At 69.9% G+C, this 23350-nt stretch carries 11 protein-coding genes; 2 read left to right on the top strand and 9 right to left on the bottom strand.

Annotated features, from left to right (window positions below; translation table 11 throughout):
* The first annotated feature begins 98 nt into the window (after positions 1-98).
* A complete protein-coding gene (locus VR894_RS07890) occupies positions 99-1265 on the top strand; it encodes a glycosyltransferase family 4 protein (protein ID WP_324650830.1) in 1167 nt (388 codons plus the stop codon).
* A gap of 32 nt (positions 1266-1297) precedes the next feature.
* Here the strand turns inward: VR894_RS07890 and VR894_RS07885 are convergent, their stop codons facing one another.
* From VR894_RS07885 to VR894_RS07855, 7 genes are all read right to left on the bottom strand, one after another.
* Positions 1298-2497, bottom strand: a complete 1200-nt coding sequence (locus VR894_RS07885; RefSeq protein WP_324650829.1) for a CAP domain-containing protein — start codon at positions 2495-2497, stop codon at positions 1298-1300.
* Between the two features lie 106 nt (positions 2498-2603).
* Positions 2604-3800 (bottom strand): CAP domain-containing protein, encoded by a 1197-nt coding sequence (locus VR894_RS07880; RefSeq protein WP_324650828.1) that lies wholly within the window; start codon positions 3798-3800, stop codon positions 2604-2606.
* 188 nt (positions 3801-3988) lie between these two features.
* Complete coding sequence (locus VR894_RS07875; protein WP_324650827.1) at positions 3989-4990, bottom strand: sugar phosphate isomerase/epimerase family protein; 1002 nt, start codon at positions 4988-4990, stop codon at positions 3989-3991.
* 2 nt (positions 4991-4992) lie between these two features.
* Complete coding sequence (locus tag VR894_RS07870) at positions 4993-6171, bottom strand: Gfo/Idh/MocA family oxidoreductase (protein ID WP_324650826.1); 1179 nt, start codon at positions 6169-6171, stop codon at positions 4993-4995.
* A gap of 76 nt (positions 6172-6247) precedes the next feature.
* Positions 6248-7312, bottom strand: a complete 1065-nt coding sequence (locus VR894_RS07865) for a substrate-binding domain-containing protein (protein ID WP_324650825.1) — start codon at positions 7310-7312, stop codon at positions 6248-6250.
* A gap of 65 nt (positions 7313-7377) precedes the next feature.
* Positions 7378-8445, bottom strand: a complete 1068-nt coding sequence (locus tag VR894_RS07860) for an ABC transporter permease (protein ID WP_324650824.1) — start codon at positions 8443-8445, stop codon at positions 7378-7380.
* Positions 8442-9959 carry a sugar ABC transporter ATP-binding protein gene (locus tag VR894_RS07855; RefSeq protein WP_324650823.1) on the bottom strand — a complete coding sequence of 506 codons (1518 nt, stop codon included), beginning with the start codon at positions 9957-9959 and terminating at the stop codon, positions 8442-8444. The genes VR894_RS07860 and VR894_RS07855 overlap by 4 nt, the downstream gene beginning before the upstream one ends.
* 107 nt (positions 9960-10066) lie before the next feature.
* On the opposite strand from VR894_RS07855, the gene VR894_RS07850 reads away from it, so the two are divergent.
* Complete coding sequence (locus VR894_RS07850) at positions 10067-11281, top strand: ROK family transcriptional regulator (protein ID WP_324650822.1); 1215 nt, start codon at positions 10067-10069, stop codon at positions 11279-11281.
* Positions 11282-11530: 249 nt separating this feature from the next.
* On the opposite strand, the gene VR894_RS07845 is transcribed toward VR894_RS07850, so the two are convergent.
* Positions 11531-17413: a ThuA domain-containing protein gene (locus tag VR894_RS07845; protein ID WP_324650821.1), complete on the bottom strand. Its 5883-nt coding sequence runs from the start codon at positions 17411-17413 to the stop codon at positions 11531-11533.
* A gap of 299 nt (positions 17414-17712) precedes the next feature.
* Positions 17713-23277, bottom strand: coding sequence for a ThuA domain-containing protein (locus VR894_RS07840; RefSeq protein WP_324650820.1), 5565 nt, complete (start codon positions 23275-23277; stop codon positions 17713-17715).
* Positions 23278-23350: the final 73 nt, after the last annotated feature.

The raw sequence follows: 23350 nt of genomic DNA, 5'->3' as shown, positions 1-23350 counted from the left end.
ACGAGCCATGTCGACAGGTGGGTCCGGGCGGGTGAGCGGCCGCGTGAGCCGTAGTCTGGGCTCGGCGATCGGACCCGCGGGATGTCGGAGGAGGGTGCATGGCGAAGGTTCATGGCGGGGTTCGTGTGCTCGTGGCGACGCGGATCTTCGCCCCGGAGCCTGCGGCGGCCTCCTTCCGCCTCGCCGCGCTCACCCGCGGACTGGCGGGCGTCGGGGCCCGTGTCCGGGTGCTCACGACCACCGTTCCCGGCGGGCTGCCCGAACCCACCGACGTCGGTGCACGGGTCGAGCGCTGGCCGGTCCTCCGCGACTCCGAGGGCTACGTCCGCGGGTACCTCCAGTACCTCAGCTTCGACCTGCCGCTGTTCCTGCGGCTGCTGCGTGCACCGCGCCCGGACGTCGTGGTCTGCGAGCCGCCCCCGACCACCGGTGTCGTGGTCCGCGTCGCAGCGGCGCTACGCCGGGTGCCGTACGTCTACTACGCCGCCGACGTGTGGGCGGACGCTGCCGAGTCCGCTCGCATGCCGGGGGTGGTCGTCCGGACGCTGCGGGCCGTCGAGCGCTGGGCGATGGGCGCGGCTGAGGGTGTCATCGCCGTGTCGGCCCCGGTGGCGACACGGCTGGCCGAGCTCGGTGTGAGGAACGTCCACGTCGTGCCCAACGGCGTCGACACCGACGTCTTCACACCGGACGGCCCGGCCGTCGACGACGGGGGACGTCCGTATCTGCTGTACGCCGGAACCGCGTCGGAGTGGCAGGGGGCCGACGTCTTCATCCGTGCGCTCCCCCGCGTCCTGGAAGCGGTGCCCGAGGCCCGCCTGGTCTATCTCGGGCAGGGAACCGACTGGCAGCGGCTGAAGGCCCTCGCCGACGACCTGCCCCCGGGGTCCGTGACGTTCCACGCGCGAGGGCCGGCAGAGGACGCCGCCAGGTGGCAGCGCGGCGCGTCCGCCTGCCTGGCGAGCATCATCCCCGGTCGTGGGTACGACCTCGCCTTCCCGACCAAGATCCACGCCGCGCTCGCGTGCGGCGCTCCCATCATCTTCGCCGGGGTGGGCGCGGCCGCGGAGCAGATCACGGAGGAGCGGCTGGGCTGGGCTGTCGAGCACGACGCCGACGCTGCGGCGGGTGCGATGATCGCTGCGCTGCAGGCTCCGCGGTCTCCCGCGGGGAGCCGTCGCCGTGCGCATTGGGTGCGCCGGCACCGATCGGCCGCCGCGACCGGACGCGAGGCTGCCGACATCGTCGTGGCCGCTGCCGGGTAGCCAGCAGCAGTCGGCCGGTCAGCTGGACGCCGTCAGGAGCAGTTCCGCACGAACCGCTGGGTGTTGTAGACCATGTCGCCGGACTGGACGGTGCCGACGGCCACGTGCGTGTTGTTCGGGTTGAGGATGCCGGTGCGGTGGTCCGTGGAGTTCATGTACCAGTTCATCGCGTCCCGGGGGTCGGGCGCCGTCCCGCGCTGGTAGGTCCGCACGATGTGCTCGCCGCCGCGGGTGCAGCCGACCGCCTGCGCGTCCGAGGCGATCGTGGCACTCGTCGCGTGCTGGATGATGCTCTTGCCGGCCATCCACGAGGAGTGGCGCACGGCTGCCGGCCGCAGCTCGGGCACGGCGCGCACCGGGGCGGTACCGCGGGCCGCGCGCTCGGCGTTGATCATCTCGATCATCCGCTCGTCGTACTCGTGCATGCTGCCGACGCGCGGGGGCACGGGGTGGTTCACCGCGTTGCGCAGGCCGATCGTGTCGGCACCGTTGCCGTCCCAGTCGCCGACCAGGACACCGTCGGTGGTGGCGCCGTAGGGCATGACGATGTCGGCGTTGCCACCGCTGATCGAGTTCTTCATGTGGAACACGTCGCCGCGCCGCACCCCGAGGCTGTCACCGTTGCGACCGTCCCAGTCGCCGACGAGGACGTCGTCGTTCGGACGGCCGTAGGCGATGACGGAGTCCGCCTCGCCGCCGCTGATGGAGTTCTTCAGGTAGTAGAAGCTTCCCCGCCGCACGCCGAGGGAGTCGGAGCCGTCGCCGTCCCAGTCCCCGACGACGACGACGTCTCCCGGACGCCCGTAGGCGATGACCTTGTCCGCGTCGCCCCCGCTCAGGGTGTTCTTCACGAAGTAGTGCGACCGGCGGCGGACGGCCGGGGTGTCGACGCCGTCGCCGTCCCAGTCACCCATGAGGACGACGTCGTCAGGCCTGCCGTAGGTGACGACGCGGTCCGCCACGCCGCTGGAGAGACTGTTGCGGAAGTGGTAGGTCGCACCACGGCGCACGGCCAGGGTGTCGGTGCCCTCCCCGTCCCAGTTCCCGACGTAGACGATGTCGTCCGAGTGCCCGTAAGCGAGAGACAGGTGCGTGATCCCCGCCCACGTGTTCGTCAGGTGGTAGCGGGGTCCCTCACCGTCGGTCTCCGCGCCCTTGCCGGCGGCCGGAGCCGCGACGGCGAGGAGCCCGAGGGTCAGGCCCGCGGCGAGCAGGCGGCGTCGTGTCGTCATGTGTGCGTTCCTCGAGTTCCGTGTGACAGCCATCCACAGCACGCATCGGCAGCCGGTCGACGGACTTGAGAGGTCGGAGGGCCCGACCGCCGATGAGAGGCGTGGGTCAGGAGCAGCTGCGGGCGAAGCGCATCGTGTTGTAGGCGTAGCTGCCGGCCTCGACGGACCCGGCGGCGAGGTAGCGGTAGTCCGGGTTGAGGATGGCGTCGCGGTGGACCGCTGAGTTCATGTACCAGTCGATCGCGGCGCGCGGCTCGGGCGCCGTGTCGCGCTGCCAGGTCCGGACGATGAGCTCGGAGGCCGCCGTGCACCCGATGGCGCCGGCGTCACTGCTGATCGTCGACCACGCGGCGTGCTCGATCCGGCCCTGGTCCGCCATCCAGGTGGAGTGGCGCACGGCGGCGTCGCGCAGTGCCGGGACCGCACGCACCGGCGCGATGCCGCGGGCGGCACGTTCGGCGTTGACCAGCTCGATCATCCGATCGTCGTACGCGTGCATGCCGTCGACCGTCTGGGCTGCGGACGTGACCTCGGGGCTGCGCAGGCCGATCGTGTCGCTCCCGTCGCCGTCCCAGTCGCCGACGAGGACGCCGTCGGTCGCCTGCCCGTACGCCATGACGATGTCGGCGTTCCCGCCGCTGATGGAGTTCTTCATGTGGAAGACGTCACCGCGGCGCACGCCCAGGGTGTCCCCGCCCTGGCCGCTCCAGTTGCCGACGAGGACCACGTCCTCGGCCCTGCCGTACCCGACCACGACGTCGGCGTCGCCGCCGGCGATGGAGTTCTTCAGGTGGTAGACGTTCCCGCGGCGCACGCCCAGCGTGTCGACACCGTCGCCGTCCCAGTCCCCGATGAGGACGACGTCGCCAGGTCGGCCGTAGGCGATGACCACGTCCGCGTCGCCGCCGGTCAGGCTGTTCTTGACGTGGTACTCGCTCCCGCGCCGGACGACCGGGGTGTCGACACCGTCGCCGTCCCAGTCACCCATGTACACGACGTCGTCGGAGCGACCGTAGGTGGCGACGACGTCGGCCGCACCGCCGGAGAGACTGTTGCGGAAGTGGTAGGTCGCGCCGCGTCGCACGGCGAGCGTGTCGAAGCCGCTCCCGTCCCAGTCGCCGGCATAGACGCTGTCGTCGCCGCGCCCGTAGGCGAAGGTCACGTCGCTGTCCCCTGCCCAGCCGTTTGTCAGGCGGTAGCGCTCGCCCTCACCGTCGACGTCTCCCCCCTTGGCGGCGGCCGGTGCAGCCACCATGAGAAGCCCTACGGTCAGGCCCGCGCCCAGCGTGCGTCGCACAGTCATTGTCGAGATCCCCTCGGTGTCGTCCGTCCTCGGCGTCTTCGCCTCCGGCGGCCCACGCTAGGGGGCGTTACCGAACCGTGACAATCGGACCTTCGTCACACACGGCGGCGCCGACAGCACAGCTCCTGCCGAAGCGGATCGGCAGGAGCTGTGGTGTCGGCGGTCTCGGGGGTCCCGCGACCGGCGGGTCAGCGCGTGGAGAACGCGGCGTCGAATGCCGCCTCGGAGGGCTTGAAGGACAGCTTCCGGACGAACTCCAGCGCCTCGGGGGCACCGACGAGCCGGTCCATGCCGGCGTCCTCCCACTCGACCGACAGCGGGCCGTCGTAGCCGATGTGGTTGAGCATCCGGATGGCGTCCTCCCACGGCACGTCGCCGTGGCCGGTGCTGATGAAGTCCCAGCCACGGCGCGGGTCGGCCCACGGCAGGTGCGAGCCGAGGCGGCCGTTGCGCCCGTTGAGGCGACGCTTGGAGTCCTTGCAGTGGACGTGGAGGATCTTGTCCCGGAAGTCCAGCAGGAAGGCGACCGGGTCGAGGTCCTGCCACATGAAGTGCGAGGGGTCCCAGTTCAGGCCGAAGGCCTCCCGGTGGCCGATGGCTTCCAGCGTGCGGTGCGTCGTCCAGTAGTCGTAGGCGATCTCCGAGGGGTGGACCTCGTGGGCGAAGCGCACGCCGACCTCGTCGAACACGTCGAGGATGGGGTTCCAGCGGTCGGCGAAGTCCCGGTAGCCGGCCTCGACGAGCTCGTCGGAGGCGGGCGGGAACATCGCGACGTACTTCCAGATCGAGCTGCCGGTGAAGCCGGTGACGGTCTTGACCCCCAGCCGGGCGGCCGCACGAGCGGTCACCTTCATCTCCTCCGCGGCGCGCTGACGCACGCCCTCGGGATCGCCGTCGCCCCAGATCCTGTCCGAGAGGATGTCACGGTGCCGCTGGTCGATGGGGTCGTCGCAGACGGCCTGACCCTTGAGGTGGTTGGCGATCGTGAAGACCTTGAGGCCGTTCTTCTCCAGGATGTCGAGCCTGTTCTGGACGTAGGCGTCGTCCTCGGCGGCCAGCCACGGGTCGAGGTGGTCACCCCAGCAGGCGATCTCCAGCCCGTCGTAGCCCCACTCGCCGGCGAGCCGGGCCACCTCCTCGAAGGGAAGGTCCGCCCACTGGCCGGTGAAGAGCGTGATCGGTCGAGCCATTGTCAGTCTCCAATCTGGGTGAAGGTGCTGTGCTGCGCGCTCGACCTCTCGACCGCGTCGAGCACGCGCTGGACGTGCAGCCCGTCCTCGAAGGACGGTGCCGGGTCCTCGTCGGCGGCTAGGGCGCGCACGAGGTCGACGACCTGGTGGACGAAGCCGTGCTCGTACCCCAGGCCATGACCCGGGGGCCACCAGCCTTCGATGTAGGGGTGGACCGGCTCAGTGACCAGGATGCGCCGGAAACCGGAGGTCACCGCGGGCTCTGTCGCGTCGTAGAAGTTGAGGACGTTCATCTCCTCGAAGTCGAAGGCGATCGAGCCCGTCGAGCCGTTGACCTCGATACGCATCGCGTTCTTGCGGCCCCACGCGAAGCGGGTCGCCTCGAGGATCGCCGGCGCACCACTGTCGAGGCGCGCGGTGAACAGGGCTGCGTCGTCGACGGTGACGGGACCGCGCTCGGTGCCGGCGGTCCCGTGCAGGCCGCTGAAGCTCTCGGCCACGGGCCGTTCCGTGACGAACGTGTCGAGCATGCCGGAGACGCCGGTGAGGCGCTGCCCGGTGATGAACTGCGTGAGGTCGACGATGTGGGCGCCGATGTCCCCCAGGGCGCCCGAGCCGGCCTTCTCCTTGTCCAGCCGCCACGACAGCGGTGCGTCCGCGTCGGCGAGCCAGTCCTGGAGGTACTGCGCGCGGACCTGCCTGACCTCGCCGATGCGACCGTCGGCGATGAGCTGGCGGGCCAGCTGGATGGCCGGCACGCGCCGGTAGGTGAAGCCGACCATCGAGCGCACGCCCGAGGCGCGAGCCGTCGCTGCCGCCGCGGCCATCGCCTCCGCCTCGGCGACCGTGTTGGCCATCGGCTTCTCGACGAGGACGTGCTTGCCGGCCTCGAGCGCCGCGATGGCGATCTCGGCGTGCGTGTCCCCCGGTGTGCAGATGTCGACGACGTCGACGTCGTCACGCGCGATGGCCCGGCGCCAGTCGGTCTCGACGGCGCCCCACCCGAGCTGGCCGGCCGCCGCCGTCGCACGCTGCTCGTCGCGTCCCACGAGGACCGCCATGTGCGGCTCGAGCGGGAGGTCGAAGAACCGGTGCGCGTTGCGCCACGCCTGGGAGTGGGCCCGCCCCATGAAGGCGTACCCGATCATCGCCACGCCGATCCGCGGCTTGTCCTCAGTCATCGGAATTGGCTCCTTCGTGTGTCGTGCGCGAAACCGGGGGTGCCGGCGAACCGGCACCCCCGGATTCACGGGCTGCTCAGGACTCGAACGCCGAGTCGATGTACTGGTCGACGTTGTCCGCGGTCACGACCGGGGCGTAGAGCTGGATGAGGCGCGGGACCTCGACCTCGACGAGGTCGGACATGGCCTTGCCCTGCGCGAGCAGGCGGGCGAGCCGGATGCCGTCCGCAGCCTGCGTGGACGGGTAGACGACGGTGGCCTCGACGAGGGAGTCGCCCGACTGGATGTCTCGCATGACGTTGGCCGAGCCGGCGCCACCGACGACGAAGAACTCGTCACGGCCGGCGTTCTCGATGGCCTGCATGACGCCGACACCCTGGTCGTCGTCGTGGTTCCAGATGGCGTCGATCTGCGGGGCCGCCTGGAGCAGGTTGGCCGTCGCGGACTCCCCGCCCTGGACGGTGAAGTCGGCGGCGACGCGGTTGGAGACCTCGAGGCCGCACTCGCCCAGCGCGTCGGCGAAGCCCTGGCTGCGGTCCTGGGTCAGCGGCAGGTTGTCGATGCCGGCGATCTCGGCGATGACGGCGTCGGGCTGGTCACCGAGGCGCTCGCACATGTACTCGCCGGCGCTGACACCCATGCCGTAGTTGTCGCCCAGGATGGTGACGCGGGCGGCGTTGGGGTCGGAGAACTCGCGGTCGACGTTGACGACCGGGATGCCGGCCTCCATGGCGTCGAGCGCGACCCCGGTGAGCGCGGCGCCGTCGAAGGGCAGCATGACGATCGCGTCGACGCCCTCGTTGATGAAGGTCTCCACCTGGCTGATCTGGAGGTTGACGTCGTTGGTGCCCTCGGCGACGCGCAGGTCGACGTCCTCGAACTCCGCAGCCTCCTCCTGGGCCGCTGTGGTGATCGCCGCCATCCAGCCGTGGTCGGCGGCGGGTGCGGAGAAGCCGATGGTCACCGTCTCACCGGTCTCGTCGTTGCTCGAGCCGGCCTGCTCGTTGGTGGAGCCGTTGCCGTTGTCGCCGTTGTCACCCTCCACCTCCTCGGGAGTGTTGCCGGTGCATCCGGCGAGGAGCAGGGCGGCCGAGACGCCGGCCGCGACGGCGAACCGACGGCGCGTGGTACGTGCGGACATGAGGGGTTCCTCCTTGAACGGGATAACAGGACGTACTGACGGGGGTAGGGGACGGGACGAGAGGGTTAGCTGGTACCGCGAGCGGCGAACCGCTGCTGGAGCATGACGGCGAGGACGATGATTGCGCCCTGCGCCAGTGCCTGCACCGAGGTGGACAGGTTGTTGAGGACGAAGATGTTCTTGAGCGTGGCGAAGATGAGTACGCCGAGGACGGTGCCGACGATGGTGCCGCGACCGCCGACGAGCAGCGTGCCACCGACGACGACGGCGGCGATGACGTCCAGCTCCAGGAGCAGGCCGTGCGTCGAGGTGCCGGCGCCCGTCCGACCCATCAGGGTCACGGCGGCGATCCCGGCGGTGAGGCCGGAGAGCGCGAAGAGGTACATCGTGTGGCGCTGGACCTTGATGCCGGCCAGCCGGGCGGCCTCCGGGTTGCCACCCACGGCGACGGTGCGCCGGCCGAACGTCGTCCGGTTGAGGAGCACCCAGCCGAGCGCGGCGACCAGGAGGAACATCCACACGATCATCGGCAGGCCCAGGACGTCCGCGCCGAAGAAGTCCTTGAACGCGCTGACGTCGATGATCTGGGTCTGCCGGCCGGAGATGATCTCGGCGAGGCCGCGGGCACCGACGAGCATGGCGAGGGTGGCGATGAAGGACACCACCCGCCCGTAGGCGACGATCACCCCGTTGATGAGTCCCGCGACGGTTCCGACGGCGAGGGCGGCGAAGACCATGACGATCCAGTGCATGTCCGCCGCCATGGTCTGCGTCGCGAGGGTCGTGGCCCACACCGAGGCCAGGCCCAGCACCGACCCGACGGAGAGGTCGATGCCCCCGCCGGTGATGACGAAGGTCATCCCGACGCTGACGATGCCGACGGTCGCCGCGAAGGCCACGATCGTCGTGAAGTTGTTGGCGTCGAGGAACCGCTCCCCCGCGGTGATGAACCCGACGATGCACAGCAGGGCGAGCGCGATGATCAGGCCGAGGTTGCGGGCCAGGCCCGAGCCCCCGAACCGCCGGCCGCCTGCGTCCTTCGTCGTCTCCGCCTCCGGAGCGGCGTCGCGGTTCGTGGGCGGCAGGGCCGGGGAGCCGGCCGCGGAGGTGTCTGCCGCGGTGTTCTCACTCATGCGTGAGTTCCTTCCATGACGAGGTCGAGCACCTTGTGCTCGTCGATCTGGTCAGCGGGTCCGTCGTGGACCACGTGGCCTTCGGCGATGACGAGGACCTCGTCGGCCAGGCCGAGGACCTCCTCGATCTCGCTCGAGACCATGAGCACCGCTGCCCCCGAGGCGGCAAGGCGGCGGATGAGGGCGTAGATCTCGGCGCGGGCGCCGACGTCCACTCCTCGGGTCGGTTCGTCGAGCAGCAGGATGTCGCACCCGTGGACGAGCCAGCGGGCGAGCATCGCCTTCTGCTGGTTCCCGCCGGAGAGCGTGCGGATGTTGCGGGCACCGTCGTTGGGAGCGACCTGCAACGACGTGATCTGCTCGTCAGCCGCCTTGCGCTCGGCCCGCTCGTCGAGGAAGCCGGACCGGGCGAACCGGGCGAACGTGGACAGCGTGATGTTGCGGTAGACCGGCTCGTCCAGCAGGAGACCCTGGCTCTTGCGCTCCTCCGGAGCCAGGCCGATGCCCGCGTCCACGGCCGCCGGCACGGAACCGGGCCGCAGCTTCTCGCCCTTGACGCGGATGGACCCGCCCGTCGCCCGGCGGGCCCCGTAGATGGTTTCGAGGATCTCCGAGCGTCCGGCGCCCACGAGACCGGCAAGGCCGACGATCTGTCCGGCGCGGACGGTGAACGACACGTCCTCGAAGACGCCGGCCAGCGCGAGGTTCTCGACCTCGAGCACGGGCTCGCCCCGCTCGTGCGTGCCCCGGCCACCGCCGAAGTCGCCCTCGACGGTGCGGCCGGTCATGAGGCGGATGAGGTCCGCAGTGGGCGTGTCGGCGACCGCGAGGTTCTCGGCGACGGTCCGGCCGTCCTTGAGGACGGTGATCCGGTCACCGATCTCACGGATCTCTTCCAGCCGGTGGGAGATGTAGATGACCGCGACGCCCTCGGAGGAGAGGGAACGCACGATGCGGTAGAGGTTCGCCACCTCCTCCGGGTCGAGCACCGCGGACGGCTCGTCCATGACGATGACGCGCGCGTCGTGGGAGAGCGCACGTGCCATCGACACGATCTGCTTGCCGGCCGCCGACAGGCGCCCGACCTCACGGCCGGGAGAGATCTCGCTGTGGCCCAGTCGCGCGAGCAGCTCGCGGGTGCGACTGTGTGCCTCGGACCGCCGGAGCAGGCCGCCGCGCGAGAGCTCGTGGCCGAGGAAGATGTTCTCCGCCACGCTGAGACCGTCGACGACGTCGAGCTCCTGGTACATCGTGGCGATGCCGAGCTCGAGGGCGGCGGTGGGTGACCCGATGGTCACGACCTCGCCGTTCCACCGGATCTCCCCGGAGTTGGGCTGGTGCGCGCCCGCGAGCACCTTGATGAGGGTCGACTTTCCGGCGCCGTTCTGGCCCAGGAGGCAGTGGACCTCACCGGCGTGGACCTCGAGGTCCACGCCGTCCAGGGCCTTGGCGCCCGGGAAGTGCTTGACGATGTCGGTGATGTGGAGGAGGGGACGGGGGTCTGCTGTGACCATGGCGACACTGTAAGGGGGCATTCTGACGTCCGTCAATCAAAAGTTGGGAAGAAAAAAGATAGTTACGTTAGCGTGACCTGTTGAAGCATCGGTGGTTTACTCTGTGCATGGTCACACTTTCGACAGGCCTGGAGGCGCGAGGTGAGGTGCGCCGTGAGGCCGACCCGCGGTCGGCCGGCACGCTTTTTCAGCTCATCCGCGACGGGCGGCCCCGGACCCGCGCGGACCTTGCCGCCGTCACCGGCTTCGCGCGCCCGACGGTGGCGGCGCGGATCGACGAGCTGCTTGCCTCGGGCCTGATCGTCCCGGCCGGCGAGGCCTCGTCCACCGGAGGACGCCCGCCCGCGACGTTCGCGTTCAACCCCGGCGCGCGCATCATCCTCGCCGCTGACCTGGGCGTGAGCCACGGCCGCCTGGCCGTGACCGACCTCGCCTCGACGGTGCTGAGCGAGCGGTCGCTGGAGCTGACCATCGCGGACGGTCCGGAGGTCGTGCTCGACGCCGTCACGACGGTGCTGTGCGAGATGGTCGAGGAGCTCGGGCGCCCGGTGTCCGACGTCGCAGGGGTCGGGATCGGTCTTCCGGGTCCCGTCGAGCACAAGCTCGGTCGGGCGATCAGCCCACCGATCATGCCCGGCTGGGACGGCTTCGACGTGCCTCGACACGTGAGCCGGACGCTGCCGACCCCGGTGCTCGTCGACAACGACGTCAACATCATGGCCATCGGCGAGCACGCGGCGCGGTGGCACGAGGTCAAGGACCTCGTCTTCATCAAGATCGCCACCGGCATCGGCGCCGGCATCATCTCCGACGGCGAGCTGCGGCGCGGGGCGCTGGGCGCCGCGGGGGACCTCGGTCACATCGCGGTGCCCCGCGGACGTCAGGTGCCGTGCCGCTGCGGCAACGTCGGGTGCCTCGAGGCGCTGGCGAGCGGCCAGGCCGTCGTCGAGTCCTTGCGCTCGCAGGGCGTCGACATCCAGCGCACCGCGCAGATCGTCGAGCTCGTGCGGGCAGGCAACACCACCGCGAGCCAGACGGTGCGCCAGGCCGGGCGGGACATCGGTGACGTCGTTGCCGGCGTCGTCAACCTGCTCAACCCGTCGGTCATCGTCATCGGCGGGATCGTGTCCGAGGTCGGTGAGCACCTGCTCGCGGGTATCCGTGAGGTCGTGTACAGCCGCTCGCTGCCACTCGCCACCCAGCACCTGCGCATCGTCGCCTCCCAGACCGAGGGGCGCGCCGGAGTCCTCGGAGCCTCGCAGATGGTCGCTCAGCAGGTCCTGTCGGCGCCGGCCATCGACCGACTGCTCGTCGGGGCCTGACGCGGCACCGGCCGGATGGCCGGCATACCGGCGCCCCGGTCGCGGCGACGCGCACGTCGCGGTCGTCCACCTCATCGTCGTCACCGTGTCCTGGAGGCCGACGCTGACCACGAGGTCATCGTCGGAGCGGTCTGAGAAGGGTCCTGCTGGTCGTTCGCCCACCGGGCGTTCCGCCTCGTGCGGACGGTGGTGGTGACCAGGGGCCCGCAGCACCGCGGCTGCGGGCCCCTGGTCACATGAGGCCGCTGATCAGAGAGCGATCAGCTGACCGACTGCTGCCAGCACGGTGTTCACCGCAGGCTGGGGCAGTCGCCTCAGGCCCAGGGTGTCGGTGCCGTTGCCGTCCCAGTCGCCGACGAACGCCTGGTCACCCACGCGTCCGTAGTGGACCACGACGTCGGCGTCGCCACCGGAGAGCGAGTTCTTCGCGAAGTACACGTTCCCGCGACGGACCAGCAGCGTGTCACGGCTGTCGCCGTCCCAGTCACCGGCCATCGTGACGTCACCCGCACGCCCGTAGTGGAAGACCTCGTCGGCCATCCCGCCGGCGATCGAGTTCTTCACGAAGTACTGGCTGCCGCGACGCACGGCGAGGCTGTCACGGCTGTCGCCGTCCCAGTCGCCCACGAGCACCGCGTCACCCACGCGACCGTAGGCGACCACCGCGTCGGCCGCTCCCCCGGTGAGGGAGTTCTTGACGAAGTACACGTTGCCCCGGCGCACCGCGAAGGTGTCCGTGCCGTCACCGTCCCAGTCACCGACGAGCACGCGGTCACCGGGCCGGCCGTAGGCGAAGACCTCATCGGCCACGCCGCCCCGGGGAGCGTTGCTCACGTAGAACACACCGTCCCGTCGCACCGCGATCGAGTCGGTCCCGTCCCCGTCCCAGTCACCGATGAACACCTCGTCGGTGAACCGGCCGTAGTGGAACGCGTGAGCGGTCGTGCCCTTCCAGTCGTTGGACAGGAAGAACCCGTGCTCCATGTTCGGCACCGGCTGCGAGCCGCCACCCGTCGTGAAGGTGAGGCTCCACTCGGCCGTCGCGCCCTCGGCGAGCACGTAGCCCTCCGTCGCACGCGCCGTCACGGTCACGGTCCCGGAACCCGGGTACGTCCCGGCCTCCACGACCTCACCGTCGACCACGTACTCCACCCCGTCGACCGCCGGAACGGTGTAGGTGTCGTTCGCGGTCCCAGCCTCGTCGGTGAACGTCACCGCAGCAGGCGTGACCTCCAGCGGCTCGGGGTCGGTGCCCTCGGTGGAGAACGTCGTGCTCCACTCGGCCGTCGCGCCCTCGGCGAGCACGTAGCCCTCCGTCGCACGCGCCGTCACGGTCACGGTCCCGGAACCCGGGTACGTCCCGGCCTCCACGACCTCACCGTCGACCACGTACTCCACCCCGTCGACCGCCGGAACGGTGTAGGTGTCGTTCGCGGTCCCAGCCTCGTCGGTGAACGTCACCGCAGCAGGCGTGACCTCCACCGGCTCTTCGACGTCGTCCTCGACCACCCGGAAGTAGTCGAACGTCGCCGTCCGGTTCGCGGTCGAGGCGGTGCCGATCGCGTAGAGACCGATCCGTCCGGTCTCGGCGACGGCCGCGTTCGTCAACGACTCGAACGCCGTCCAGCTCTCACCATCGGCCGAGTAGGACCCGGTGAAGGTGTCGCCTTCCTTCTGCAGCCGCAGGTACCAGACGCCCTGATCGAGGTTGCTGGCGGAGGGCTGCGGGTTCTGGACGGTTCCGTCGATCTCGCTGCGGAACTCCAGGCCACGGGCCAGCGTGCTGCCGGCGGCGTTCGTCGTCAGCATGTCGAGCTTGACGTAGTTGTCGTCGTCGGCGTAGGCGATGAGCCCGGCCTGCTCGTACTGCTCGGCGAGCTCGCCGGCGTCGACGAGCGTCTCGACCGTCCAGTCCCCCTCGAGGTCCTGAAGGACGAAGTTGCTCGGCGTGCCGTTGTCACCGCCGTAGATGTCGCCGGTGGTGGCGTCCAGCTCGAGGTGACCGTCCACGACCCGCATGTGCGCCGGGTCCGGACGGACGACGTCCCAGCGGCAGCCGTCGAGGCCGGTCCCGTCGAACTCGTCGTCGGGGTCGACCGGCGGCACGGTGTCGTCGGGCGTGATCGTGAAGTAGTCGAACGCAGCGTCGACCGGTGCCTGCGGACGACCGTTGCCCTGCAGCGAGAGCAGACCGATCCTCGGGTTGTCGATGCCCTCGAGCGACTTCGTCTCGGGCATGTCGGTGAACTCGACGCCGTCCGCGCTGTAGGACGAGACGAGGTTCTCCCCGTCGCTGGTGAAGCGCACCCAGACCGTGCTGGGGTAGTCCGCACCCACCGGGGCTGTGAGGGAGTCGCCCACCTCGTTCGGGGTGGCGTTCTCCTCACGGATCAGCTGGAACACCCGGGAGGCCGGGTCCGGCCCGGAGGTGCTGCGTCCCGAGAAGACCATCTTGGCGTAGTTGTCGTCGTCGCCGTAGATGATCAGGCCGGCCTGCTGGTACGCCTCGGCACCGGGCATGGTCACCTTGGCGGTGGCCGTGAACGGTCCCTCGGGCAGGTCCTGCAGGACGATGTTCGGCGCCCCGGCGTTGTCCGTGCCGTAGATGTCGGACGAGACGGTCGGGATGATCAGGTGACCGTCCTCGACCCGCAGGTCCTGGTTGGCCCTGACGACGCCGTCCCACCGCTCGGTGTCGAGGGTGTCGCCGGTGAAGTCGTCCGAGCGGCCGGCGAAGCACTTCATCGCCTGGGCGGTGACAGTGATCTCCACGCTCTGCGACGTGACCGCACCGCGGGCGTCGGTCACCGTGACGGTGGCGACGTACTCCCCCGGGTCGGTGTAGGTGTGGGTCCCGTCGGCCGTGTCGGCCGTGGTGCCGTCACCGAAGTCCCACGCGTAGGTGAGCGGGGTGTCGCCGTCGGGGTCGGTCGCCGTCGTCGTGAAGCTGACGGTGAGCGGTGCGGGACCCGAGGTCTCGGACGCCGTGACCTCGACGACGGGGCTGGCGTTGTCCGTCACGCCCTGGCCGATGAACTCGACCCAGTTGACGTTGGCCTGCCCCTCGGTGGTGACGAAGTAGAGCGGTCCGCTCTCCGTCGTCACGTCCTCGGACAGCTCGACGTCGTAGTTGCCCCACGACTGCCACCCACCGGCCGGCACGGTCACCGACCCGATCGACGGGCCGTCCGGCGCACCGGTGCGGATGTCGAGGACACCGCCCGGCTCGGAGGCGCCGCGTACGCGGATGGTGTCGATGTTGGTGAGGTTGGTCGGGTCGAAGGCGAACCAGTCGTCGACCTCGGCGAAGCCGACGTTCTGGCCGCCGCCGACGTCCGTGGTGTCCTCGAGCTGGACGCCCGGGTCACCCGTGCTCGTCGAGCCCTCGAGCCGTCCGGTGTCGGAGAAGTACTCCGCCTCCTTGTGCTTGGGCTGCAGGACGATGATCTCCTGCGTGGTGAGCGGGTCGACGCCCTCGGCTCCCTTGTCCGTGTAGGTGACCGTGAGGACGCCGAAGATGTTCGCGCCGATGTGGCCCGTGTCTCCGTTGACGGGGATCTCTCCCTCGCAGCCGAAGTACTGGTCGTACGGGTGGGCGTGGACGTCGTGGCCGAGTGCGGGCTGGACGATGACGTCCTGGCAGTCGATCTCGCCGTCCTCGGGGTCGGTCACCGTCACCGAGTACTTGATGACGTCACCGAAGTTGAAGAACCCACCGTTCGGCGGGGTGTCGACGGTGACCGTCGGCGCGGTGTTGCCGGCCGTGATCGGCACGGTCGCCAGGGACGACAGCTCGCCGTCACTGGTCACCGTGAGACTGGCCGTGTAGTTCCCCGGTGTGGTGTAGGTGTGCGTGGGGTTGGCCTCCGTGGAGGTCTCGCCGTCACCGAAGTCCCAGGCGAGGGTCACCTCGCCGCCCTCCGGGTCACGCGACCCGGCGGAGCTGAACTGCACTGTGAGCGGGACCGGGCCGGACGTCACGTCGGCCTCGGCCCGGGCGATGGGCGCCCGCGAGCCGGAGACGTAGTCGATCCGGTAGACGCCCGAGTCGGCGTTGTTGCCGCCGAAGCCCGAGCCCCACTCGATGATGTACAGCGCGCCGTCGGCGCCCCACTCCAGGGCGTGCGGACGGGCGAAGGACATCGTCGACAGGATCTGGTTGATGTCGACGACGGTGCTCGTGTCGTCGGACAGCTGGAAGGAGAACAGCTTGCCGGTGTTCCACTCCGCGAACGCGGCCTTGCCGTCGAAGTAGGCGGGCCACTTGCGGTCCGAGGCCAGGGCCTCGTCGTAGACGTAGACGCCACCGGCCATCGGCGCACCGCCGTTGCCGATCTCCGGAGCGTTGCTCCGCTGACCGTTGTTCTGGTACCAGACGGTCGCCGGGACAGCCGGCGGCAGCGTGGTCAGCCCGGTGTTGTTTGGGGAGTTGTTCGTCGGTCCGTTCGCGCAGTCGTACGGGTCACCGGAGGTCTCGGTGGCGAAGTCGTACTCGACGTACGGCTCGTTGTCCCCGACGCAGAGCGGCCAGCCGTAGTTGCCGGGCTCGGTCAGGGCGTTCCACTCGACGATGGCGGCCGGGCCGCGGTCGGGGTCAGCCGTGCCGGCGTCCGGACCGTAGTCGGCGACCAGAAGCGTGTCGGTGCGCGGGTCGATCCCGATCTTGAACGGGTTGCGGAAGCCCATGCCGAAGATCTCCGGCTTGGTCAGCTCGGTCCCGGGAGCGAAGAGGTTGCCCTCGGGGATCGTGTAGGTGCCGTCGTCCTGCGGGGTGATCCGCAGGACCTTGCCGCGCAGGTCGTTGGTGTTGGCCGAGGTGCGCTGGGCGTCCCACGCCGACCGGCCGTCGCGCTCGTCGATCGGCGAGTAGCCGCCCGAGGCGAAGGGGTTGGTGTTGTCACCGGTGGCGATGTACAGGTTGCCCTCGCCGTCGAACTCGAGGGCGCCACCGGCGTGGCAGCACTCCTCGCGCTGGACCGGCACCTCGAGCAGCACCTGCTCGCTGGCCAGGTCGAGCGTGTCACCGGTGAGGGTGAACCGGGAGACGTGGTCCGTCGCGGAGCCCTGCGGCGAGTAGTAGAGGTAGACCCACCCGTTGTCCGCGAAGTCCGGGTCCAGCTCGAGACCGAGCAGGCCGAACTCCTGCACCTGGGTGACCGGGAGCGTTCCGGCGGTCGTCGTGCCGCCGTTGGGCTGGACGATCTGCACCCGGCCGTCCCGCTCGAGGTAGATGGTCCGGCCGTCCGGCGTGGGCGCCAGGTCCATCGGGTTCTGGGTGTTGAGGTCGAGGGCGACCTTGTCGAAGCTCTCGTCGAGGGTGGCGTTGCAGTCGGCGTCGACGACCCCGGCCGCGGTCTGCAGCCCCTTGAGGATGTGGGTGAGGAACTCCGGCTCCGCGTAGGAGGCGTCGGTGTGACCGCCACCCGTGTACCAGGAGCGGCCGCCGTCGTAGTCCTGGCACCAAGCGATGGGGTGGTCCTCACCCATGGCGTTGTTACCGGCGTCGTAGGTGGTCTCGTCCAGGGAGGCGAGCACGTGGACGTCACCGCGCGGGTTGTCCCGGAACGAGTACCACTCGTCGGTCCGGTCCCAGCGAGCGGGCAGGTGCTCAGTGGACGGGTGGGCGGGGTCCTCGACGACGACGGTGCCGTCGGGCGTGCCCGGAGGGTGACCGGCGAAGTAGGCACCGACGAGGTCGCCGTACCACTCCCAGTCGTACTCGGTGTCGCTCGCGGCGTGGATGCCTGCGTAGCCGCCACCGCCCTGGATGTACTGCTCGAAGGCGGTCTGCTGCTCGGCGTTGAGGACGTCACCGGTCGTGGACAGCCAGACGACGACGTCGTACTGGGCCAGGTTCTCGGTGGTGAAGGCGGCGGCGTCCTCGGTGGCGGTCACCTCGAAGCCGTGGTCGTCGCCGAGCGTCTCGATCGCCGCGATGCCCGCGGGGATCGAGGAGTGCCGGAAGCCGGCGGTCTTGCTGAAGACGAGCGCGTTGAACGCCGCGTCGTCCTCGGTTGAGTGTCCGGGATGGGCGTTGGCGCCGCTCATCGCGAGCGGGACCACCAGGGCGCCGGCGAGTACGGCGCTCGCGCCCCTCGCCCACCACCGTCTGGCCATAGGTCTGCTGACCACAATTCCTCCTCGAATCGTGCACGTGGTTCACGGTCGTTGCTGACCGCGGGTGCTGGCCTACCTGGCGCGCGGGATCGCCTCGCTACCACGTCGGCAGGGGACCTCCCAGCGGCTGCGCCGGCTTCGGAACCCCACATCACTGTGCAGTCCGCAGCGTATTAAGTCTTTTGGGTATCCGTCAACCAAAATGAGGATCCCGTGCACACTCGGGCCATCGGGTGGCCGCAGCGGCGCCCGGCGTTCCGGGCAGGCCAAGGGCCCGCAGCCATGACGGCTGCGGGCCCTTGGCTGGCGTCAGGTCAGACCGCGATCACCTGACCCATCGGGGCCATCGCGGTGCCCGCCGGTGCGGGCGGACGCCGCAGACCCAGGGTGTCGGTGCCGTTGCCGTCCCAGTCACCCACGAAGGCCTCGTCCGTGGCTCGCCCGTAGGCCACCGTCAGGTCGGCCGGACCACCGGTGAGGGAGTTCTTCGCGAAGTAGACCGAGCCGCGCCGCACGAGCAGCGTGTCGGTCCCGTCGCCGTCCCAGTCACCGGCCATCGTCGTGTCGCCGGACCGGCCGTAGTGGAACACCACGTCGGCCTGCCCGCCGGTGAGCGAGTTCTTCACGAAGTACTCGGTCCCGCGCCGCACCGCCAGCGTGTCGGTGCCGTCGCCGTCCCAGTCACCGACCAGGACCGTGTCGTCGGGCCGGCCGTAGTGGACCACCACGTCAGCCGGACCACCGGACAGCGAGTTCTTGATGAAGTACTGGTTGCCGCGACGCACCGCCAGCGTGTCGGTGCCGTCGCCGTCCCAGTCGCCGACCAGGACCGTGTCGTCGGGGCGGCCGTAGTCGAAGACGACGTCCGCCTCTCCACCGCGCGGGGCGTTGGAGACGTAGTACCGGTTGCCGCGACGAACCGCGATGGAGTCCACCCCGTCGCCGTCCCAGTCACCGATGAGGACCTGGTCGGAGCTCCGTCCGTACACGAAGGCGTGGTGCGTCGTCCCCTTCCAGTCGTTGCTCAGGTAGAAGCCCTCACCTCCCGGCAGCGGGCCCGGACCCGGGCCAGGACCAGCGGTGGAGAAGGTGTGCGACCACTCCGTGGTCGCTCCCGCCGCCAGCGCGAAGCCCTGCAGGGCCTGGGCCGTGACGGTCACGGTGCCCTCACCCTCGTAGGTGCCGGGCTCGACGACCTCGCCGTCGACCAGGTACTCCACGCCCACGTCCCGCGGGACCGTGTACGTGTCGTCGTCGGTGCCGTGCTCGTCGGAGAACGTCACCGCGGACGGGGTGACCTCGACCGGGCGCGAGCCCTCCTCGCCGGCCGGCTGGCCGGTGAGGTACTCGAAGCCGGTCTCCACGAAGTCCTCGCCGTCGGGTGCGACGTCGTACTCGAGGACGTAGTACGCGATGTTCGCGTGGTCGCGGGCCGCGGCCAGGATGTCCTGGAGCGGGACGTCACCCTCACCGAGGTTGGTGAAGGTCGGACGCTCCCCACCGAGGTTGGTGGCGTCCTTGATGTGGAGCAGCTCGATGCGGTCGCCGTACTCCTCGATCAGAGCCGGGACGTCGACCCCCGCGTGCGCGGCCCAGGCCACGTCGAGCTGGAACGTCACGTACTCGGGGTCGGTCTCCTCGACGAGGATCTCCCACGCCGACATCTCCTCACCGCCGTGGTTGTACACGGTGGTGAACTCCCCGTCGTGGTTGTGACCGAAGAACTTCCCGATCCCGGCCTCCACGGAGCGCTCACCCAGCCGGTTCATCGCCTGAGCCGTCAGCAGCGTGCGGCCGTAGGTGCTGATCCCGGGCTGCGCGAAGCCACCCGAACCGACGTACTCCTGACCGACGGTCTCGACGAACGCGAGCGTCTCGTCGAAGGTCGCCTCGTTGGTGCTGTAGTGCGAGGAGGGCACGCTCAGGCCGATCTCGTCGACCATCGCGCGGAACTCCTCGGCCGTGTAGCCGCCGAAGGTGCCACCGAACGGCTCGATGTTCTCCAGCCCGATCTCCGCCAGCCGAGCGAGCACCGGCTGGAGGCCGGCCTCCTCGACCCACGGGATGAGGGAGAACATCTGCACCGAGACCTTGTCCACGGGGACGTGGATCGGGTCGGTCGGCATGTCCTCGCCCACCACTCGGAAGTAGTCGAAGGCGAGGGTCGTCGGCGCGGCCTGCTGGGCACCGAGGGCGAAGAGTCCCGGCCCCGCGTCCCCGACGGCGCCGTTGGTCACGGCACTGGGGAGGTCGGTCCAGGTCTCACCGTCCGGGGAGTAGGCACCGGTGAAGGTGTCCCCGTCCCGGGTCAGGCGCAGGTGGAACGCGTGGTCCTCGGACTGCGTGAGGTCGTTGATGTCGTCCTGCGGGTTCTGGATCTCCCCGCCGACCTCGCTGCGCAGCTCCACGCGGAACCCGTCCCCACCCGTGGAGACGGCGTCGAGCTTGACGTAGTTGTCCGCGTCGCCGTAGACGATGAGCCCGCCCTGCTGGTAGGTGCTCTCCAGCGCGCCGGTGAACCTCGTCTCGACCGTCCACTGGTCACCCTCGGCCTGCACGGAGCGCAGGATGTTGGGGACGGTGGTGTTGTCCGTGCCGTAGATGTCGTTGTTGGTGGTGGTGAGGTGCACCGCACCGTCGCTGACGTCGAGCAGGTCGTTGTTGCGGTCGATGACCTCCCAGCGGCAGGGGTCGACGTCGTCGCCGTCGAACTCGTCGCTGGCCGGGATCTCGGCGGTCGGGTCCTCACAGACCGGGTCCTCCGGGTCCGGGTCGGGCTCCTCGGCGGACATGCCCAGGCCGTGGAACTGGATCTCGTCGATGTCGAAGAGAGCCTCCTCGCCCGCGCCCTCGTTGAGGAACACGAAGTACACCGGGTCCGGGCCCCCGACCGGGGTCAGCGCGGCCAGGTCGGTGTTGTCCCAGGTCTCCCAGCTCCCGGTGGAGCCCACCGTGGCGGTGGCCATGAGGTCACCGTCGACGGCTCCCTTGCGGACCTCGACGGTGCCACCGGCACCGGCGGAGCTGAACCGGAAGGAGACCTCGTCGATGTTCGTGAGGTCCATCGGCTCGAAGGCGATCCAGTCACCGTGGTGGATGTCGCCCACCTGGGAACCACCGCGTGAGCCGTCCTTGGCGAAGATGTTGACGCCCTCGGAGTCGGTGTAGAACTCCGCCTGCTGGTGACGCAGCCGCAGGACGGCCTCGTCGTCGGCAGAGAGGGCCGGCAGGCCCTCGGCACCCTCGTCGGTGTAGGACGCGTTGATGACGCCGAACACGTTGGCGTCCAGGCCGTGGCCCTCGTCCTGCGGGGTCACGATCGTGCCCTCGCAGCCGGTCGACGAGCTGAGCGGGTGCCCGTGCTCGTCGTGGCCGAGGATGTACTCGACCTGCACGCTGGAGCAGTCGATCTCGCCGTCCTCGGCGTCGGTGACGGTCACCCGGTAGGGCACCTCGTCGCCGAAGCTGAAGATACCGCCGTCGACCGGGAGCTCGAGGGTGACCTCGGGCGCCGTGTTGCCGACGGTGATGTTGACGGTTGACGTCCCGGTGCGCACGTCCTCACCCTCGCCTGCGGAGACGAAGAGGCGGGCGGTGTACTGCCCGTTCTCGGTGTAGGTGTGGCTCGCGGTCGCGCCGGTGGCGTCGATCTCGCCGTCGTTGTCGAAGTCCCACTCGTAGGACAGCGGCATGCTCTCGGGGTCCGTGGACCCGGAGGCGTCGAACTCGACGGTCAGGGGTGCCTGGCCGTTCGTCGGCGTGGCGACGATGCTCGGGACCGGGTTGCGGCTGCCGGCGACGTAGTCGATGCGGTAGACCGCGGAGTCCGGAGCGCCGGAGAAGAACCCGCCGCTGCCGTAGTCGAGCAGGTAGAGCGAGCCGTCCGGTCCGAACTCCAGCGCCATCGGGTTGGACGTCTCGATCCAGTCCATCGGCAGGATGTCGACGAGGTTGCCCTCGTCGTCGATGACGAACTCCTTGATCCAGTCCCGGCCCCACTCGTAGTGCAGTGTCTTGCCGTCGTAGTACTCGGGCCACTTGGTGTCCGAGTCCAGCTCCGGGTCGTACCGGTAGGTCGGGCCACCCATCGGGGACTCGCTGCCGGAGCCGAGCTCGGGCACCGACCCGCCGTCGTACGGCAGCCACGCCGGCACGGCCGGCGGCAGTTCGGTCAGCCCGGTGTTGTTCGGGCTCTCGTTGACCGGGTTGGCGCAGTCGAACGCCGCACCGGACTCGCCGGTGGCGAAGCTGTAGTCGATGTAGGCGTCGTTGTCACCGTGGCAGTACGGCCAGCCGTAGTTGCCCGGCTCCTTGATGAGGTTGAACTCGACCTGGCCACCGGGGCCACGGTCGGGGTTGGGGCCACCGGCGTCCGGGCCGTAGTCACCGAGGTGGACCCATCCGGTCTCATCGTCGACGGAGAACCGGAACGGGTTGCGGAAGCCCATCGCGTAGATCTCGGGACGGGTGAGCTCCGTCCCGGGCGCGAAGAGGTTGCCCTCGGGGATGTCGTACGAGCCGTCCTCGTTGACCGAGATGCGCAGCAGCTTGCCGCGCAGGTCGTTCGTGTTCGCCGAGCTGCGCTGGGCGTCGAAGGCGGGGTTGCGGTCCTCGCGCTCGTCGATCGGGGTGTACCCGTTCGAGGCGAAGGGGTTGGTGTCGTCGCCGGTGGACAGCCAGAGGTTGCCCTGGGCGTCGAAGTCGATCTCGCCGCCGGCGTGGCAGCAGATGCCACGGTCGGCCTCGACCTCGAGGATCTCCTGCTCGGACGCAAGGTCCAGGGTGAAGTCCTCGTTCAGCTTGAACCGGGACAGCTGGTTGTAGCCGTCGAAGGCCGCGAAGTCCTCGGCCGTCCCGGTCTCCGGAGCGTCACCCGGCGGGGTGTCCAGCGGCGGCGCGTAGTACGCGTAGACCCACCGGTTCTCCTCGAAGTTCGGGTCGACGGCGATGCCCTGCAGGCCGTCCTCGTCGTGGCTGTACACCGGGATGGTGGCGGCCACGCTGGTCTGCCCGGTGGCGGTGGTGTGGAACAGCCGTCCGTCGCGGGCGGAGTGCAGCACGTCCCCGTTGGGCAGCACGGCGAGCGCCATCGGCTCACCGGTGTTCTCCTCCCCCATCACGAGGGTCACCTGCTCGAACGCGTCGCCGACGGTGGCGGAGCAGTCCGCGTCGACCACGCCGGCAGCGGTCTGGATGCCGCCGAGCATGTGCTGGACGAATGCCGGCTCGGTGAACGAGGCCTCGGTGTGCCCACCGCCGGTGTACCAGGCGCGGCCACCGTCGAAGTCCTGGCACCAGGCGATCGGGTGGTCGTCACCCATCGCGAGGTTGCCCGCGTCGTAGCTGGTCTCGTCCAGCGCCGCCAGCACGTGCACCTCTCCGCGCACGTTGGTGTCGTAGGTGTACCACTCGTCGGTGCGGGCCCACTCGTAGGGCAGGTGCTCGGTCGAGGGGTGGACCCGGTCGGCGACCTGGACGGTGCCGTCGGGGGTGCCCGGCGGGTGGCCGGCGAAGTAGGCACCGACGAGCTCGCCGTACCAGGGCCAGTCGTACTCGGTGTCGCTCGCGGCGTGGATGCCGGCGTAGCCCCCACCGTTCTGGATGTACTGCTCGAAGGCTGCCTGCTGCTCGTCGTTGAGCACGTCACCGGTCGTGGAGAGCCAGACGACGACGTCGTAGTCGGCGAGGTTCTCCTCGGTGAAGTCCGCTGCGTCCTCGGTGTGGTCCACCGAGAAGTTGTTCTCCGCCCCCAGCTGCTGGATGGCGGCGACGCCCTCCTCGATCGAGCCGTGCCGGAAGCCGGCCGTCTTGGAGAAGACGAGGGCGTTGAACGCCGCGTCCTCCGGTGGGGGGTCGATCTGTGCGCTTGCTCCGCTCACAGCGAGCGGTAGTACGAGGGTGGAGGCGAGCAGTGCGCCCGCACCACGAGCCCACCCCCGCGAACCCATCGGT

It is taken from the genome of Georgenia sp. H159 (assembly GCF_035607575.1).
Classification (GTDB): domain Bacteria; phylum Actinomycetota; class Actinomycetes; order Actinomycetales; family Actinomycetaceae; genus Oceanitalea.
Note: the sequence above shows the minus strand (reverse complement) of the source record. Positions and strands in the feature narration are given on the sequence as shown.